This is a genomic window from Propionivibrio sp., assembly GCF_047602565.1.
Taxonomy (GTDB): domain Bacteria; phylum Pseudomonadota; class Gammaproteobacteria; order Burkholderiales; family Rhodocyclaceae; genus Propionivibrio.
Window position 1 is genome coordinate 2704680 of the sequence record NZ_JASGGX010000001.1, and the last position, 16526, is coordinate 2721205.

Annotated in this window: 13 protein-coding genes and 3 pseudogenes; 7 read left to right on the forward strand and 9 right to left on the reverse strand. The window is 67.3% G+C overall.

The annotated features are described in order from the left end of the window. Window positions 1-7: 7 nt before the first annotated feature. The gene (locus QM701_RS12675; RefSeq protein ID WP_415167412.1) at window positions 8-328 is read right to left on the reverse strand and encodes an AzlD domain-containing protein; all 321 of its coding nucleotides are present in this window, start codon (window positions 326-328) and stop codon (window positions 8-10) included. Beyond that, window positions 325-1119: an AzlC family ABC transporter permease gene (locus QM701_RS12680; RefSeq protein WP_415167413.1), complete on the reverse strand. Its 795-nt coding sequence runs from the start codon at window positions 1117-1119 to the stop codon at window positions 325-327. Before QM701_RS12680 ends, QM701_RS12675 begins: the two co-directional genes overlap by 4 nt. 199 nt (window positions 1120-1318) lie before the next feature. Here QM701_RS12680 and QM701_RS12685 point away from each other — a divergent pair, with 199 nt between their 5' ends. The 5 genes and pseudogenes from QM701_RS12685 to QM701_RS12705 all read left to right on the forward strand — a co-directional run bounded on the left by QM701_RS12685 (window position 1319) and on the right by QM701_RS12705 (window position 7132). Further along, window positions 1319-2491, forward strand: a complete 1173-nt coding sequence (locus QM701_RS12685; protein WP_415167414.1) for an efflux RND transporter periplasmic adaptor subunit — start codon at window positions 1319-1321, stop codon at window positions 2489-2491. A 15-nt stretch (window positions 2492-2506) separates the two neighbouring features. Continuing rightward, window positions 2507-3721 (forward strand): annotated as a pseudogene (locus QM701_RS12690) (efflux RND transporter permease subunit); the annotation flags it as partial. A gap of 52 nt (window positions 3722-3773) precedes the next feature. Then, window positions 3774-4586 (forward strand): annotated as a pseudogene (locus QM701_RS12695) (efflux RND transporter permease subunit); the annotation flags it as partial. A 121-nt stretch (window positions 4587-4707) separates the two neighbouring features. Beyond that, window positions 4708-5667, forward strand: a pseudogene (locus QM701_RS12700) (efflux RND transporter permease subunit); the annotation flags it as partial. 1 nt (window position 5668) lies between these two features. Continuing rightward, window positions 5669-7132 (forward strand): efflux transporter outer membrane subunit, encoded by a 1464-nt coding sequence (locus tag QM701_RS12705; RefSeq protein WP_415167415.1) that lies wholly within the window; start codon window positions 5669-5671, stop codon window positions 7130-7132. 109 nt (window positions 7133-7241) lie between these two features. Here the strand turns inward: QM701_RS12705 and mnmH are convergent, their stop codons facing one another. Next, window positions 7242-8312 (reverse strand): tRNA 2-selenouridine(34) synthase MnmH, encoded by a 1071-nt coding sequence (gene mnmH / locus QM701_RS12710; protein ID WP_415167416.1) that lies wholly within the window; start codon window positions 8310-8312, stop codon window positions 7242-7244. Between the two features lie 44 nt (window positions 8313-8356). Between mnmH and selD the strand changes: the two genes are divergently transcribed. Both selD and QM701_RS12720 read left to right on the forward strand, forming a co-directional pair. Further along, window positions 8357-9400: a selenide, water dikinase SelD gene (selD, locus tag QM701_RS12715; protein ID WP_415167417.1), complete on the forward strand. Its 1044-nt coding sequence runs from the start codon at window positions 8357-8359 to the stop codon at window positions 9398-9400. A 10-nt stretch (window positions 9401-9410) separates the two neighbouring features. After that, the gene (locus tag QM701_RS12720) at window positions 9411-9761 is read left to right on the forward strand and encodes a DsrE family protein (protein WP_415167418.1); all 351 of its coding nucleotides are present in this window, start codon (window positions 9411-9413) and stop codon (window positions 9759-9761) included. A 16-nt stretch (window positions 9762-9777) separates the two neighbouring features. Here QM701_RS12720 and QM701_RS12725 read toward each other — a convergent pair whose 3' ends face one another. From QM701_RS12725 to QM701_RS12750, 6 genes are all read right to left on the reverse strand, one after another. Next, window positions 9778-11268, reverse strand: coding sequence for a diguanylate cyclase (locus tag QM701_RS12725; protein ID WP_415167419.1), 1491 nt, complete (start codon window positions 11266-11268; stop codon window positions 9778-9780). Between the two features lie 337 nt (window positions 11269-11605). Beyond that, window positions 11606-12886 (reverse strand): TRAP transporter large permease, encoded by a 1281-nt coding sequence (locus QM701_RS12730; protein WP_415167420.1) that lies wholly within the window; start codon window positions 12884-12886, stop codon window positions 11606-11608. Between the two features lie 14 nt (window positions 12887-12900). Then, complete coding sequence (locus tag QM701_RS12735) at window positions 12901-13407, reverse strand: TRAP transporter small permease (RefSeq protein ID WP_415167421.1); 507 nt, start codon at window positions 13405-13407, stop codon at window positions 12901-12903. Continuing rightward, entirely contained in the window at window positions 13404-14399 is a 996-nt protein-coding gene (locus QM701_RS12740) for an amidohydrolase family protein (protein WP_415167422.1), read from the reverse strand. The genes QM701_RS12735 and QM701_RS12740 overlap by 4 nt, the downstream gene beginning before the upstream one ends. Window positions 14400-14421: 22 nt before the next feature. Further along, a complete protein-coding gene (locus QM701_RS12745; protein ID WP_415167423.1) occupies window positions 14422-15411 on the reverse strand; it encodes a TRAP transporter substrate-binding protein in 990 nt (329 codons plus the stop codon). A gap of 97 nt (window positions 15412-15508) precedes the next feature. After that, the gene (locus QM701_RS12750) at window positions 15509-16525 is read right to left on the reverse strand and encodes a TRAP transporter substrate-binding protein (protein ID WP_415167424.1); all 1017 of its coding nucleotides are present in this window, start codon (window positions 16523-16525) and stop codon (window positions 15509-15511) included. Between the last annotated feature and the right edge of the window lies 1 nt (window position 16526).

Below are 16526 nucleotides of genomic sequence, written 5' to 3' on the forward strand. Positions count from 1 at the left end.
CCGGCCGTCAGAACGGCCAGCGCAGGGCGCCGAAGACGGCGAAGCTGACCAGCACGGCGAGCAGGGTGCGGCCGCTCTTCCAGGCCACCAGCCCGGCCACCAGCGTGCCGACGAGATAGGGATTGGCCGGCGAGAGATCGAGCTGGCCGCCCGGCGCGATGGCCTCCGGCACCACGATGGCGGTCAACACGGCGACCGGCACGTGGCCGAGCGCCTCCACCACCGGCGGCGGAAAACGCAGCCGCTGCCCGAAGACGATGAAGCTGGCGCGCACCGCGTAGGTCGCGGCGAACATGCCCAGCACGGCCGCCCACAAGGTCTCGCTCACCGGCTGGCCCTCCCGTCGCCGCGTGACGTCCCCTCCGAGGCAGGCAGCGCGCCCCCTTCGGGCGGCCGGGCGGGAGCGCTCGCGCTCTCCCCGGCCGCGAGCCGGCGCCGCCGGCAGTCGAGCAGCACGCCGACGGCCACGCCGGCCAGCGTCGCCAGCATCAGCCCCAGCTTGTACGGCAGCCCCTGCGCGGCCCAGGCCACGCTGCCGGCGGTGGCGGCGACGGCCACCGGCGTCAGGGCCTTGAGCTGCGGCGCGATCATCGCGGTGAACGTGGCGATCATGGCGAAATCCAGCCCGAGCGTGGCGACGCCCGGAATGCGGTTGCCGAGGTAGGCGCCGATCGCGGTCCAGCCGATCCAGTTCGCATAGAACGGGATGGCCGCGCCCAGGTAGTAGGGCAGCGAGTTCTTCTCCCCGCCGGCCTGCATGCGCTGCTCGAACACGGCGAAGCATTCGTCGGTCAGCCAGAAGGCGCCGACGATCCGCCACGGCAGCGGCCAGGTCTTGGTCACCGGCTGCACCGTCGCGCTGTACAGCGCGTGGCGCAGGTTGACCACGAAGGTGGTCAGCCAGATCACCGGCAGCGCGGCGCCGCCGCCGATCAGGCTGATCGAGATGAACTGCGCGGAACCGGCGAAGACGATCGCCGAGAGCGCGAGCGCCATTTCCGGCGGCAGCCCGGCCGAGACCACCAGCGTGCCGAAGATGATGGCGAACGGCGTGGTGCCGACGGTGAGGGGAATCGTGTCGCGGAAGCCGGCGAAGGCGGCGGAGAGCGGGGTGGACATCCCGGCGAGGATAGCAAAAACCCGCAGCCCCGTCAGTCCGTCAAGCCGGAACCGACGCCCCGCCGGAGGACGATCGGGAATTTTCCGCGCCCTCCTTTCAGGGGCTTCTTCCGTGATCGCAGTTCAGCGTAATATTGAACCGTTCGCGCAAGGCCGGTCGTCAGCAGGTTGATCAAAAAAGCAATCAGCGGAGGTCGTCATGGTTCCAGTGCTGCGCTCGTTCACCCTTGTTTCGCTTGTCCTGATGGCCGCCTGCTCGCCCGACAAGCCGGCCGTCACGGCGCCGCCGCCCGAGGTCGGGGTGGTCACCGTGGCGCCGCGCCCGGTGCCTTACTCGGCCAGCTTCGTGGCGCAGACGGAAAGCTCGCGCCAGGTCGAGATCCTGGCGCGCGTGGCGGGCTTCCTCGACCGCATCGCCTACGCCGAGGGCGATTTCGTCAAGGAAGGGCAGCTGCTCTTCCAGATCGATCCCAAGCCGTTCAAGGCGCAGCTCGACGCCGCGCAGGGTTCGCTGGCCGCGCAGAAGGCGCGCCTGAGCACGGCGGAGGCGACGCTCAAGCGCGTCAGGCCGCTGGCCGAGCAGAACGCCCTGTCGCAGGCCGATCTCGACCGCGCGGTCGGCGACTTCGAAATGGCCGAGGCCGCCGTGCATACGGCGATCGCCAAGCTGCGCGAGGCCGAACTGAACCTGGACTACGCGACCATCCGCTCGCCGGTCAGCGGGTCGGCGGGGCGCGCCCTGCAGCGCGAAGGCGCCTACGTCGGCGGCTCGGCCGAAACCGCCAAGCTGACCTACGTCGCCGCGCTGGACCCGATCTGGGTCACCTTCAGCATCTCGCAGAACCAGTCGGCGACGCTCGCCGAGATGGTCGAGAAGAAGCTGCTCACCCCGCCCGAGCGCAACAGCTACGAGGTCGAGCTCGTCCTGCCGGGCGACAAGATCTATCCCTATCGCGGCCGGATCAACTTCGCCGATCCGTCGTTCAGCCAGGAAACGGGCGCGTTCATGGTCCGCGCCTCGGTGCCGAACCCGAAGAAGGAGCTGCGGCCGGGCATGTTCGTGACGGTCAACATGCACGGCGCGATCCGCCCCGACGCCGTGGTGGTGCCGCAGCTGGCGCTGCAGCAGGGAGCCAAGGGCCATTTCGTGCTGGTCGCCAACGCCGAGGACAAGGTGGAGATCCGGCCGGTGGTGGTCGGCAGCTATGCCGGCGACAAGGAGATCGTCGTCGAGCAGGGCCTGCATGCCGGAGACCGCGTCATCGTCGACGGCTTCGCCCGCCTGACGCCGAACGCGCCGGTCAAGCCGGTGCCCGCCGCCGCGGCGCCGACCACCGCCCAGGCGGCCGGGCAGGCGCCCGCGGCGAAATAGGACGGGGGAGACGACATGTTCACCCACTTCTTCATCGCCCGGCCGATCCTGTCGTCGGTCATCTCGCTGCTGATCGTGCTGGCCGGAGCGGTCGCGATGACCGTGGCGCCGATCGAGCAGTATCCGGACATGGCGCCGCCGCAGATCCAGGTGTCGGCGCGCTATCCGGGCGCCACCGCCGAAGTCATCGCCAACACCGTGGCCGCGCCGCTGGAAGCGCAGATCAACGGGGTCGACAACCTGCTCTATTTCCAGTCGGCGAGTTCGTCGAGCGGCAACCTGACGATCAGCGTGTTCTTCACGCCGGGCAGCGATCCGGACATCAACCAGGTCAACGTGCAGAACCGCGTCAGCCAGGCCACGGCGCAGCTGCCACAGACCGTCGTGCAGCAGGGCGTGACGGTGGACAAGAAGTCGTCGAGCTTCATGATGGTGTTCTCCATCTACTCGCCGGACGACAGCTACGACGCCACCTTCATCGACAACTACGCCAACCTCAACGTCCTCGACGAACTGAAGCGCATTCCCGGCGCCAACCGCGCCAGCGTGTTCGGCCTGCCCGACATCGCCATGCGCGTGTGGCTGCGCCCGGACCGCATGGCCGAGCTCGGCGTCACGGTCAGCGAAGTGGGCAAGGCCATCCAGAACCAGAACCAGACCTTCGGCATCGGCCAGATCGGCGCCGAACCGATGCGGCCGGACGTGCAGCAGTCCTTCGTGGTGACGGCGCAGGGCCTGCTGACCAAGCCGGAGGAATTCGAGAACATCATCATCCGCGCCGCGCAGCAGGGCTCGGCGATGGTCCGGCTGAAGGATATCGGGCGCGTCGAGGTGGCCAAGCGGGACTACAGCGTCGCGGGGCGGATCAACGGCAAGCTCGGCACGACCATCGCGGTGTACCAGCAGCCCGGCGCCAACGCCGTCGAGACCGCCCGGGCGGTGCGCGCGCGGCTCGCCGAACTCAAGCAGTCCTTCCCGCCCGGCCTGGACTACCGCATCGTGCTCGACACCAGCCTGTTCACCATCAACTCGATCGACAAGGTGGTGCATACGTTCTTCGAAGCGGTGATCCTCGTCGTGCTGGTCGTCTTCGTCTTCCTGCAGACGCTGCGCGCCACTGTCATCCCGATCCTCGCCGTGCCGGTGTCGATCATCGGCACCTTCGTCGGCATGCACCTGCTCGGCTTCTCGGTCAACATGCTGACGCTGTTCGGGATGATCCTGGCCATCGGCCTCGTCGTCGAACGACGCCATCGTCGTCGTCGAAACCGTCGAGGCCAACATGTCGGCCAAGCGCCTGTCGGCGTTCGAGGCGTCCAAGGCGGCGATGACCGAGATCGCCGGCGCGCTGATCTCGATCGTCCTGGTGCTGCTCGCCGTGTTCCTGCCGGTGGCCTTCCTCGGCGGCGTCACCGGCACCCTGTACAAGCAGTTCGCGGTGACCATCGCCATCTCGATGGTCATCTCCGGGATCATGGCGCTGACCCTCTCGCCGGCGCTCGCGGCGATCATCCTGAAAGTGCACCACGGCGAGAAGAAAGGCTTCTTCCGCTGGTTCGAGAACACTTTCGAGCGCGTGCGCCGGGGATATGCCGGCGGCGTTGCCCGGGTCATCGGCAACCCGGTCAAGGGCATGGCGGCGTTCATCGCCGTGCTGGCGGCGATCCTGGCGCTGTTCCGCATCGTGCCGTCGAGCTTCGTGCCGGACGAGGACCAGGGCTACTTCTTCGTCGCCGTGGGCGCGCCCGACGCGGCCAGCCAGGCCGTCGTCGGTCGGCTGACCGGCGAGGCGGAGAAGATCCTGCTGGCCGATCCGGCGGTGCAGGACGTGGCGACGGTCAACGGCTACAACCTGGTCGACGGGCAGATCCAGAACAATTCGGCGGTGATCTTCGTCTCGCTCAAGCCCTTCGAGGAACGCAAGCAGCCCGAGCTGCTGTCCTTTGCCGCCCTGCCCCGCCTCAACGCGGCCTTCGCGAAACTGCGCGACGGCTTCGTCTTCGCGGTCAACCCGCCGTCGATTCCCGGCATGGGCACTACCGGCGGCTTCGAGTTCTACCTGCAGAACCGCGGCGGCGGCGACATGGCGGCGACCCAGGCGAAACTGCAGGAATTCCTCGCCAAGGCGCGCCAGCGGCCGGAGCTGCAAGGCGTCGAACAGCACCTTCCGCTCGACCTCGCAGCAGCTTTTCGTCGATCTCGACCGGAACAAGGCCGAGCTGCTCGGCGTGCCCGTCTCCGACGTCTTCCAGACCATGCAGGCCTACTTCGGCTCGCAGATCGCCGGGCAGTTCAGCCAGTTCAGCCGCGTGTGGTGGGTGATGCTCCAGGCCGACGCCGACTACCGCGCGCGTCCCGAGGACTTCGACAAGGTCTACCTGCGTTCGCGCAGCGGCGCGATGGTGCCGCTGTCCACCTTGATCCGCACGCGGTACGTCGCGGCGCCGAAGATGGTCACCCGCTTCAACGGTTTCCCGGCAGTCAAGATCACCGGCAATCCGGCCGAAGGCTACAGCTCCGGCCAGGCCATCCAGGCCATGGAGGCGGTGGCCGCGGAAGTGGTCGGCGACGGCGGCTTCTCCTACGCCTGGGCCGGGCAGGCGCTGCAGGAGAAGGCCTCGGGCAGCACTTCCTCGTCGGCCTTCATCTTCGGCATCATCGTCGTCTTCCTGCTGCTCGCGGCGCAGTTCGAGAAATGGACGCTGCCGGTCGCCGTCGTCCTGACCGTGCCCTTCGCCATCCTCGGCGCGCTGCTGCTCACCTGGGCGGTCGGGCTGGAGAACGACGTCTACTTCCAGGTCGGGCTGGTCACCCTGGTCGGCCTGTCGGCGAAGAACGCGATCCTGATCGTCGAATTCGCCATCGAGCGCGTGCACAAGGGCATGGCCGTGCGCGAAGCCGCGATCGAAGCCGCCGGCCTGCGCCTGCGCGCCATCGCCATGACCTCGTTCGCCTTCGTCCTCGGCTGCGTGCCGCTGGCCATCGCCAGCGGCCCCGGCGCCAACAGCCTGCGCGCCATCGGCACCGGGGTGATCGGCGGGATGCTGGTATCGACGACGGTGGCGATCTTCTTCGTGCCGCTCTTCTTCGTCCTGCTCGAAACGTGGAGCGCCCGCTGGTCGAAATCCGGCGCGCCGGAACGCGGCGCCCTGGAGGCTCACGAGGAGGGACACTGACATGCGCCACGCGATGAAGCGCCTCGGCACCCCGCTGCGGGCGGCAGCCCTCGCCGGCGCAGCGCTGCTGCTGCCCGGCTGCGCCGTCGGCCCGGACTACCAGCGCCCGCCGTTCGACGCCCCGGCGGCCTGGCGGCTGGATTACGCGCAGGCCGCCGAACTGGCCAACCTGCGCTGGTGGGAACAGTTCCAGGACCCGACCCTCAATGAACTGATCGCCACCGCGCTGCGCCGCAACCAGGACATCCGCATCGCCGCCGAGCGCGTCGAACAGTTCCTCGGCCAGTTGCAGAGCACGCGCGCGCAATTCTTCCCGCAGCTCGGCTACGGCCTGGAAGCGAGCCGCAACCGCACCTCGGAGCGCAATTTCAGCGCGCTGCCCGCCGGCAAGGACCCCTGGTACAGCCTGTACCAGGGCACGGTCAGCGCCGACTGGCAGATCGACCTGTTCGGCCGCGTGCGCCGGCAGAGCGAGGCCGCGCAGGCCCGCGTCTACGCCAGCGAGCAGGGGCGCCGGGGCACGCTGCTCACCGTCGTCTCCGGCGTCGCCGCCGGCTACGTCACGCTGCGCTCGCTCGACCGCCAGCTCGAGATCGCCCGCGCCACGGCCGACAATTACGCCGGCACGCTGCGCATCTTCCGGCTGCGTTTCCAGGGCGGCGTGGTGTCGCAGGTCGAACTCTCGCAGGTGGAATCGCAATACCGGCAGGCGATGATCGCCATCCCGCAGCTCGAACAGCAGATCGCCGTGCAGGAAAACCTGCTCTCGGTGCTGCTCGGACAGCCGCCCGGCCCGATTCCGCGCGGCCGTGCGATCGGCGAACTGGCTCTGCCGGTCGTGCCGCCCGGACTGCCGTCGTCGCTGATCGAGCGCCGGCCCGATGTGTTGCAGGCCGAGCAAAACCTGATCGCCGCCAACGCCGACATCGGCGCGGCGCGCGCGCAGTATTTCCCGGCGCTGTCGCTCACCGGCATGCTCGGCTCGCTCAGCACGGCCGCGTCCGACTTCCTGAGCACGCCGTCGCGGGTCGCAACGCTCGCCGCCGGCCTCTCGGGACCGATCTTCACCTTCGGCGGTATCGAAGGCCAGGTGCGCGCCAGCGAGGCGGGCGCGCGCGCGGCCACGGCCGATTACCAGCGGACGATTCTCTACGCCCTGCGCGACACCGACGACGCGCTCATCGGCGCCCGCAAGAGCGCCGAAGCGTACTTCGAACAGGAGTCGCGCGTGCGGGCCTTGCGCGAATACGCCCGGCTGTCCCGCCTGCGTTTCGAGAACGGCTCGGCCAGCTACCTCGAAGTGCTCTACGCGGACAACGAACTATTCAGCGCCGAACTGGCCGCCGTCGGCGCCGGCTCCGAGCGGCTGGTCCAGCTGATCGGCGTGTACCGCGCCCTGGGCGGCGGTTGGGTGGATGAGGCCGATACGCTGAGCGGCGTGGATAAAAAGAACGGCTCCGGCTGATTACTGCTGGGAAAAATTAACCACGGCGATACGGCGGGCACGGCGAAAAGGCAAATCCCTGTTTTTCCGCCGTGCCCGCCGTGTCGCCGTGGTTGAACCGGATTCTGGATCAGGAACTCCGCTGGCGGTCGTCCTCATCCATCTGTGCCAGCAGCCGTGCCGCCTCCGCCGCGAGGTCGGCGGCGTTCGGGCGGAAGGCGAAGGGGCGGGCCTGCGGCAGGCGGCGGAACAGGCCGTGGCTGCTGCGCCGGTAGGCCGGGTCGTAGTGCCGTTCGATCAGTTCGCGGAACAGTTCCGCCCTGGCGCCCGCGTCGATCAGGGCGTGCCAGCGGCCGACGACCTGGCGCCCGTGCAGATCGACGAGGCAGGCCAGCAGGTCCTTGAACCGTTCCGGCGCATCGAACAGATTGGCGTAGTCCTCGCACAGGAAAGCCACCCGGTCGTCGATGCCGGCTTCGACGCGGATGCACTCGGAGTCGGCCAGCGCGCGCATCAGCGATTCCGGCACCTGCAACTGGCCGATCTTGCGGCTCTCGGCCTCGACGAACACCGGCCGCGCCGGATCGAGTCCTTCCAGCGCCTGCAGCAGGCGGGTGTCGAATCCTTTCTGGCTCGGCTGCGCTGCGCCCGGCAACGCGCCGAGGAGCGAGCCGCGGTGCCGGGCGATGTCCTCCAGGTCTAGCACCTGCGCGCCGCACCCGGCCAGCGCGCGCAGCAGGCGGGTCTTGCCGCTGCCGGTCAGGCCCGCCAACACCCGGAACGAGAAGCGCTCCGGCAGCTCGGCCAACCGTTCCAGGACGTGATGCCGGTACACCTTGTAGCCGCCTTCGAGCTGGCACGCCTTCCAGCCGATCAGCCGGAACCACGTCGTCATCGATCCCGAGCGCTTGCCGCCGCGCCAGCAGTAGATCAGCGGCTTCCAGTTGATCGGCCGGTCGGCGAACAGCGTTTCGAGGTGCGCGGCGATGTTCTTCGCCACCAGCGCCGCGCCATATTTGGTGGCCTCGAAGGGCGACACCTGCTTGTACATGGTGCCGACGACGACGCGCTCCTCGTCGCTCAGCACCGGGGCGTTGATCGCGCCGGGGATATGATCCTCGGCGAATTCGGCGGGCGTACGCACGTCGACGATGCTGTCGAAACGGCCGAGGTCGGCCAGCGGGGCGAGCTGGTTTCTCATGAAAGTCAAACGGCGGATAATTGGCGAATTGTATAGGAGCCACCATGGACAACGTTCGCCTGACCCAGCTTTCCCACGGCGGCGGCTGCGGCTGCAAGATCGCGCCGGCCGTGCTCGCCGACATGCTGCGCGCGCTGCCGCAGACGCAGTGCTTCCCCGACCTGCTGGTCGGCACGGAGACTGCCGATGACGCGGCCGTCTACCGTCTCAACGACGAGCAGGCGCTGGTCGCCACCACCGATTTCTTCATGCCCATCGTCGACGATCCGTTCGACTTCGGACGCATCGCGGCGACCAACGCCATTTCCGACATCTACGCCATGGGCGGGCGTCCGATCCTGGCGCTGGCCATCGTCGGCATGCCGATCAACGCGCTGCCGATGGCGGCCATCCAGCAGATTCTGGCCGGCGGCGCCAGCGTCTGCGTGCAGGCCGGCATCCCGCTGGCCGGCGGCCATTCGATCGACGCGCCGGAGCCGATCTACGGGCTGGTGGCGCTCGGGCTGGTACATCCGGACAAGGTCAAGCGCAACAGCAGCGCCCGCGACGGCGACGTGCTGATTCTCGGCAAGCCGCTGGGCATCGGCATTCTCGGCAGCGCGATGAAGAAAGGCGTGCTCGGCGCCGAAGGCTACCGGCAGCTGATCGACACTACCACGCAGCTCAACGCCGTCGGCAGCGAACTCGCCGCGCTCGACGGCGTGCATGCGCTCACCGACGTCACCGGCTTCGGCCTGCTCGGGCACCTGCTCGAACTGTGCCGCGGCGCCGGGCTCGGCGCTGTGGTCGAATCCGGCAGGCTGCCGCTGCTGCCCGCCGCCGTGGGCTTCGCCAAGGAAGGCATCGGCCCCGGCGCCATCGCCCGTAACCTCGCCAGCTTCGGCGCCGACGTGGCTTTCGCCGAGGCGGTGCCGGACTGGCTGCGCCGCATCATGGCCGACGCGCAGACCAGCGGCGGCCTGCTCGCCGCCGTCGCGCCGGAGAGCGTCGACGACGTGCTGGCCCGCTTCCACGCGCAAGGCTTCGCCGCGGCCGCCGTGATCGGCCGGATGCAGGCCGGCGCGTCCATCGTTACCGTTGCCACCTGAGGGAGGCGAGATGAACGACCCGTTTTCCGGCACCGCCATCGTCTTCAACAACGACGGCCTCGGGCATGCCGACGAGGCCTTGCGCCATAAGCTGGCGACCAATTACCTGCGCACGCTGACCGAGCTCGGCTACCGTCCCCGCGCGGTGCTGTTCTATGCGGCGGGGGTCAGGCTGGTGGCGGAAGGTTCGCCGTGCCTGCAGGAGCTGGCGGCGCTGGCCGACGCCGGCGTGCCGCTGATCGCCTGCCGCACCTGCCTCGATTACTACGGCTTGACCGGGCAGGTGCGGGTCGGCGAAATCGGCAACATGCTGCGCATCGTCGAGGAGCAGGGCCAGGCGCAGAAGGTCGTGACGGTCTGATCCCGCAGCCCGGCGCTCAGCCCATTTCCAGCCGGTTTCGCCCGTTGTCCTTGGCGCGATAGAGCGCCTTGTCGGCGCGCGCCAGCGCGGATTCGAACGTGTCGTTGCCGGCGTCCAGCGCGGTGACTCCGATGCTCACCGTCACCTTCACCGGCTCGCCGTTGTCGGTCGTGGCCAGCACCGCGTCCCGGACGGCGGCCAGGGTACGCTCGGCGATGGCCGCTGCGCCCGCCCGGTCGGTCTCCGGCAGAATCGCGGCGAACTCCTCGCCGCCCAGCCGTCCGAGCGTATCCTGATCGCGTACGGCGGTGCGCATCACCCCGGCCAGCGTCCGCAGCACGCAATCTCCCGTCGGATGCCCCCAGGTGTCGTTGATGTGCTTGAAACGATCCACATCGATGAGCATCAGCGCCATCGTGCTGCCGTAGCGGCGCATGCGCGCCAGTTCGTGGCTCCCGGTTTCCAACAGATGCCGCCGGTTGTACAGGCCGGTCAGCGCGTCCACGGCCGCCAGCCGCTCCAGTTCCTGTGTGTTCTCGCCGAGCCGCCGCAAGGCGTCGACCAGCTGCCCGCACAGCAGCGCCCCCCAGATGGAGACGACGACCAGGACCACGGCCGCCATGGTCATCTGGTTCCGCCACGGGCGCAGCATGTCTTCCCGCGTCGCCGTGACCAGGACGACGGCCGGCAGGTCGCCGATGCGCCTATGGCCGACGTAGCGCTCGACGCCGTCGATCGGCGCGTCGCGCGATAGAAAGACGCCGTCGGGGTGGCGGGTGATCATTTCCAGTTGCGCGGACCCCGGCGTCATCAGTTGCCGGCCGATGAAGCCGGCGGCATGCGGCGCGCGGGCCAGCAGAATGCCGTCGTCCCGCCACAGCGAAATGGACCCGCCCGGCTTGGGCCGTTCCGACTCGAAGGTCTCGATCATTCCGCTCAGATCGATCGAGGCGTTGATCACCGCGAAACCGTGATCCGTGCGCGTCATGCGCGTGGTCACGGGCAGGCGCCATTGCCCGGTGACGCGGCTTTCGACCGGAATGCCCACGTGGCGCCGGCCGGCCGGCGCCCGCATGGCCGCCTGGAAATATTCGCGATCGGCCACGTTGTCGAGCGGCGTGCCCGGAGCGTCGGGGAAACAGAAGAGATCGCCGCTCGGCGTCACCAGGCGGATTTCGATCAATCCACCGGTCCTTTGCCGGAACTCCTCGATCAAGGCCCGGAATCCGTGATCGGCGCACGGATTGACGGCATCGTTCCGCTCCAGCCAGTGCTCGGCGCTCACCTGGAAGATCTCGGCCATCTTGATCATGTTGCGTACGTACTGCTCGACCGCGTGGGTCATCTGCAGCAGTCCGCTTTCGGTCATGGCAATGGCGTCCTGGCGGCTGGAATACGCCCAATAGCCGAAACCGCCCCACAAACCGGCCAGAAATACCGCCACCAGCGCGGCCACGTTACGGATGGCCCGCCGGTTCTCTCCCCGCGGCGGCACGCTTTCACCCATTCTGTCCCCGTCACCGAACCTGTCGATTCCCGGAATGGAGCGTGCGTCGCATCGGCGCCCGCACGATCCGCCGTCGTCCTGCGTAAAGCGGTTTTTACATTGACATCCTGGACGGCCGCCGCGTTCCACGCGGCGCATGGCGGCGGGAAATCGCGGCAAAAAAAATCCCGAACCGGTGTGGTTCGGGATATAAATCCCATCGTTGCGATGGGTCAGGGAGGGTCAAACATTGTCAGCGGGGGACGCTGAAGCAACAGTTGCAGAATACCGAGCGCCCAGAAGCATGTCTGTGCATGTTGTTGGAAAGTTTTGTGACGGAATGTAATCCTCTGAATCCTTACCAAAACCACTTCATTGGCACGGTGACGAGCTGGGGGAAGAGGACGAGGAGGAACATGAGGGCGGTTTCGGCGAGGAGGAAGGGCCAGACGCCGATGATGACCTTGTCGAGGGATTCCTTGGAGACGCCGGCGACGACGTTGAGGACGGTGCCGACGGGCGGGGTGAGCAGCCCGAGGGCGTTGTTCATGATGAAGAGCACGCCGAAGTAGTAGGGATCGATGCCGGCCTGCTTGACCACGGGGACCAGGATCGGGCCGAGGATCAGCACGGTGGGCATCAGGTCGAGGGCGGTGCCGACGATGACCACCAGCACCATGATCACGAACATCAAGAGGATCGGGCTGTCCATGAACGGCTGCAGCATGGCGATGGCCTGGGCCGGGATGTTGGCGATGGTGATCAGCCAGGCCGAGACCATGGCGCAGGCGACCAGGAACATGATCGTGCTGGACGTTTTGAGGGCGGCGAGCATCAGGCTGGGGATCTTGCGATAGTCCAGCTCGCGGTAGATGAACAGGCCGGCGAAGGTGGAATAGAAGACCGCGACCACGGCCGCCTCGGTGGGGGTGAACACCCCGGCGCGCATGCCGCCGATGATCACGAAGGGCAGCACCAGCGCCCAGATGCCCTGGCGCAGGGACGCGAGCAGGCGGCCCAGGTCGAAGCGGTGATGGCTGGCGCCGCCCGGCTCCTTCTTGGACACGAACCACCAGGTGAGCGCCAGGGTCAGGGCGAACAAGACGCCCGGGAAGATGCCGGCCATGAACAGCTTGGTCACCGAGAGCTGGGTGGTCACCCCGAACACCACCAGCGGGATCGACGGCGGGATCACCGGGGCGATGCAGCCGGCGGTGGCGATGAGCCCGGCCGAGCGCGGCACGTCGTAGCCGCCGTTGCGCATCATCGGGATGAGCAGGGCGGCGACCGCGGCGGTGTCGGCGACCGCCGAGCCGGAGATGCTGGCCACCACCGCGGCGGTGATGATCGCCACGTAGCCGAGCCCGCCGCGCACGTGCCCGGCCAGGGCGTCGGCCACGGCGACGATGCGCTTGGAGAGCCCGCCGGCGTTCATCAGCTCGCCGGTGAGCATGAAGAAGGGCACGGCCATGAGCGGATAGTTGTTGGCGCCTTCGAGCAGATTCTGGGCGATGATCTGGGTGTCGAAGTTGTCCATCTGGATCATCAGGGCGACGCCGCAGATGAGCAGGGCGAAGGCGATCGGGGCGCCAAGCGCCATGGCGCCGAGCAGCGAGAAGAGGAAGGTGGCGATGGTCATGAAGGTCTCCTGGCTTACTCGCCGACGCTGCCGCTGTAGGGCACCAGTTCGTCCTTGCCCATCCGGCCGGTGAGCTGGCGCCAGAGGCCGTAGGCCAGCACCAGGGCCATGCCGACACTGGAGATCAGCAGCGAGGTCTGGATGATGCCCATGGGGATGCCGGTGACCGGGGCGTGGTCGTCCATGCCGATGATCACCTGCTTCCAGGTGCCGTGGGCGAGCAGCAGGCAGCAGACCAGGGTCAGGAGGTCGGCGGTGAAGCGGCAGACGCGCTGGCCGCGTTCGCCGAGGCGGTCAACCACGCTGCTCATGCCCAAATGCCCGTGGTCCTTCATCACGATCAGCGCCCCGATCAGCGTCAGCCACATGAACATGAAGCGCGAGGCTTCCTCCGAGAACACGATCCCCGAATTGAACCCGTACCTCAGCACCACGTTCCCGAACACCAGCACCGCCATGATCCCGAACATCACGATCAGCACCACTTCCACACCCTTGATTATCTTGCCAAGAAAACTCATTGCCGGCTCCTTGCATCCATGTTGATGATTGCCGCATTCGCGGAGGCCGGTCCGGCCTCCGCCGGGGTCCCTGCCCCCGGAAGTCTTATACGATAGAACGCCGCGGCGTTGTCGCACCAGATGGCCTGCCGCGCTTTTTCGTCGAGGTGCGCCAGCGCCTCGGCCATCGCCCGGACCAGCGCCGGATAGCTGATGCGCAGTCCGGCCACCGGGAAATTGCTGCCGAACATGGCGCGCTGCCAGCCGAAGATGGCCACGGCGTCGCGCACCACCGGCAGGTTGTCCTGCAGCCGCCAGGGGCGGTCGCGCAGGCCCAGTTCGGACAGGCGCACGTGCACGCCGGGCAGCGCCGCCAGGGCTTCCATGCCGCGCCGCCAGGCGGCCAGGCCGGCCGCGCTGCGGTCCCACGGCAGGCCGGTGTGCTGCAGCACGACGGGCAGGCCCGGGAAGTCGCGCAGCACGGCGGCCGCTTCTTCGAGATGCCAGAACGGCACGCGCAGGTCCCAGGCCAGGCCGTGCTGCCGCAGGCGGTCGAGCGCCGCGGGCCAGCGTGCGTCCTGCAGCGCGCCGGGGCGGTCCGCCACGCTGTCCTGCGGCCGGCGCGCGGTCACCGGCTTGAAGCGGATGGAGCGCACCAGCGGATGCGCGGCCTGTTCGGCGAGGCGTTCGCCGGCGTCCTCGGCGAGGAGGTCAACGTGCGCCACCACCGCGCTCGGCAGGCCGCTCGCCGCCGCCTGCTCGTGCAGCCAGCGCGTTTCGGCCAGCGCCTGGCTGCGCGCGCATTCGGCCTCGATGTGCACGCTGGCCACGACCGGCATGCCGCCCCAGGCCTCGCGGAAATCGCGCGGCAGGAAGTCGCGGCAGAGCGCGTAGTACTCGCCGAGGATGAAGGCCGAGGCGTCGTACTGCTCGCCCAGCCACGGGTAGTCGATGCGCGAGAGATCCCAGAGATGATGGTGCGAATCGACGATCGCTGCGGGTAGCGCGGTCATGGCATGGCTCCTGGCGCCGGCCTCAACGCAGGGCGTCGATGGCCTTGAGCAGTTCGTCGCCGTTCTTCTCGATGAATATCTTGCGCGTTTCGTCGGCGACGATCTTCTTGATGCCCGCGACGTCCGGGTTATCCACGATCTGCATGCCGTTCTTGCGCAGTTCCGCAAGCGCCGCCGCTTCGCCCTTGGCGTTGAGGTCGCGCTGGAATTTGGCGGTGTTGACGGCTTCCTGCAGCAGGATCTGCTGGTACTCGGGCTTCAGCGCGTCGAACTTGGCCTTGTTCATTATCACGACGAGCGCCGTGTAGGCATGCTTGGTCAGGGAGAGGTACTTCTGGACTTCATGCATCTTGGTCAACAGCATGACGCTGGGCGGATTCTCGTGGCCGTCGATGGCCTTCGTCTCCAGCGCCGAATAGACCTCGGAGAACGGCATCGGCTGCGGCGCCGCGCCGAGGAGCTGGAACGCCTTGATGTGCGCGGGGTTCGGGGTGGTGCGCAGCTTCAATCCTTTGATGTCCTCGGCCTTGTTGACCGGGCGCCGGCTGTTGGCCAGGCTGCGGAAGCCGATTTCCCAGAAGGCCAGGCCCTTCATCTGCTTGGATTCGAGGTCGTTGAGCAGCGAGCGGCCGATCGATCCGTCGAGCACCTTCGCCACGTGGGCGATGTCGTCGAAGAGATACGGCAGGTCGAGCACGTTGAGCTTGGGTTCGATGCCGGTGAAATAGGGGTTGCCCGACATCTCGATGTCGATGGTGCCGCCGCGCACGCCGGCGATCATGGTGTTGTCGTTGCCGAGCTGGTTGCTGGGGAACACCTGGATTTCGATCCCCCCCTGCGTGCGTTCCTTGACCTTCTTGGCGAATTCGAGCGCGGCGACGTGCTGCGAGTCGGTCGTGGGATGCGCGTGGCCGAAGCGGAGCTTGACCGGGGCGGACTGCGCCCAGGCGGAACTCGCCAAGACTCCGAACAAAACGGCGATGGCGGCACGTGCCAGTACATTTTTTTGCATATGATCCTCCTTGGAATAAAACGCCATGTCTGATGTCTGAACGGTCGGCAGGACGGCTTACCGAGCCGCCCTGTCCGAAAAACCGTGGAAGAGCGCGTTATTTCGGCGTTTTGGCTATTACGTCGTAAAACTCTTTCACCGTATCCTCGCCGAGGACGCTGCGGTATTTGGCGATGACCGGCTGGAGCTTTTCGCGCATGCGTTGCCGTTCGGCATCCGAAACATCGTTGATCTGCATGCCATGCTCCGCCATCACCTTCCGCGAATTGGCGTTCAGCTCGCGGATGGCCTGCCGCTGGTACAACGTGGCCTCGCGCGCGGCCTCTTTGATCAGCGCCTGGTCGGCGGCACTCAGCTTGTCCCAGAAAATCTTGGAAGCGATCAACATCTGGGCATCATACGAGTGCCGTGTATCCGAATAGTATTTCTGCACATCGTAGAATTTCTGGATGTCCGCGACGGCGGGAGGATTTTCCTGACCGTCAACCGACCTGGTTTCCAGCGCCGAATAAAGCTCGTTGAGAGGCATCGGCAAGGCGTTGGCGCGGAGCGCGGTGAACATGTCGATGTACAGGCTGTTCTGCATCACGCGGATTTTCAGGCCGCTGATGTCTTCCGCTTTCACGATCGGATGCTTGCTGTTGGTGATGCCCCGGAATCCGTGTTCCCAATAACCCAGTCCGATCAGACCCTTGTCGGCCAACATGCCCATGATTCGCTGGCCGAACGGACTATCCAGAACGCCCTCGGCCTGCTTTTCGGAGGCAAACGCAAAAGGCAGCGCGAACACACTGATTTCCTTGACCATGCCGGCCAGGGTCGCCGTCGAAGGCACGGCGAACTCCTGCGTGCCGCCGCGCAGCGCGGCCTGCATCTGCATGTCGCTGCCGAGTTGCGCCGCGGGAAACACCGTGATTTCTATGCGCCCGTTGCTTTTCTGTTTGACCAATTCGGCGAACTTGTAGCAGCCCTTGGCTTGCGGATGCTCGGCAGGGTTCCCCGTGCCGCATCTTGCCTTGATGATTTCTTCAGCGGCGGAGGCAGGCGCCGCAAAACAGAATACAGCCGTGGTAATCGCCAGCACGTTCAGCGACAGGTTGTTCAGTGCTTTCATG

Coding starts and splice junctions, on each gene's coding strand:
- QM701_RS12680 (WP_415167413.1), bottom strand. CDS start 1,119: ATGTCCACCCCGCTCTCCGCCGCCTTCGCCGGCTTCCGCGACACGATT.
- QM701_RS12685 (WP_415167414.1), top strand. CDS start 1,319: ATGGTTCCAGTGCTGCGCTCGTTCACCCTTGTTTCGCTTGTCCTGATG.
- QM701_RS12705 (WP_415167415.1), top strand. CDS start 5,669: ATGCGCCACGCGATGAAGCGCCTCGGCACCCCGCTGCGGGCGGCAGCC.
- mnmH (WP_415167416.1), bottom strand. CDS start 8,312: ATGAGAAACCAGCTCGCCCCGCTGGCCGACCTCGGCCGTTTCGACAGC.
- selD (WP_415167417.1), top strand. CDS start 8,357: ATGGACAACGTTCGCCTGACCCAGCTTTCCCACGGCGGCGGCTGCGGC.
- QM701_RS12720 (WP_415167418.1), top strand. CDS start 9,411: ATGAACGACCCGTTTTCCGGCACCGCCATCGTCTTCAACAACGACGGC.
- QM701_RS12725 (WP_415167419.1), bottom strand. CDS start 11,268: ATGGGTGAAAGCGTGCCGCCGCGGGGAGAGAACCGGCGGGCCATCCGT.
- QM701_RS12730 (WP_415167420.1), bottom strand. CDS start 12,886: ATGACCATCGCCACCTTCCTCTTCTCGCTGCTCGGCGCCATGGCGCTT.
- QM701_RS12735 (WP_415167421.1), bottom strand. CDS start 13,407: ATGAGTTTTCTTGGCAAGATAATCAAGGGTGTGGAAGTGGTGCTGATC.
- QM701_RS12740 (WP_415167422.1), bottom strand. CDS start 14,399: ATGACCGCGCTACCCGCAGCGATCGTCGATTCGCACCATCATCTCTGG.
- QM701_RS12745 (WP_415167423.1), bottom strand. CDS start 15,411: ATGCAAAAAAATGTACTGGCACGTGCCGCCATCGCCGTTTTGTTCGGA.
- QM701_RS12750 (WP_415167424.1), bottom strand. CDS start 16,525: ATGAAAGCACTGAACAACCTGTCGCTGAACGTGCTGGCGATTACCACG.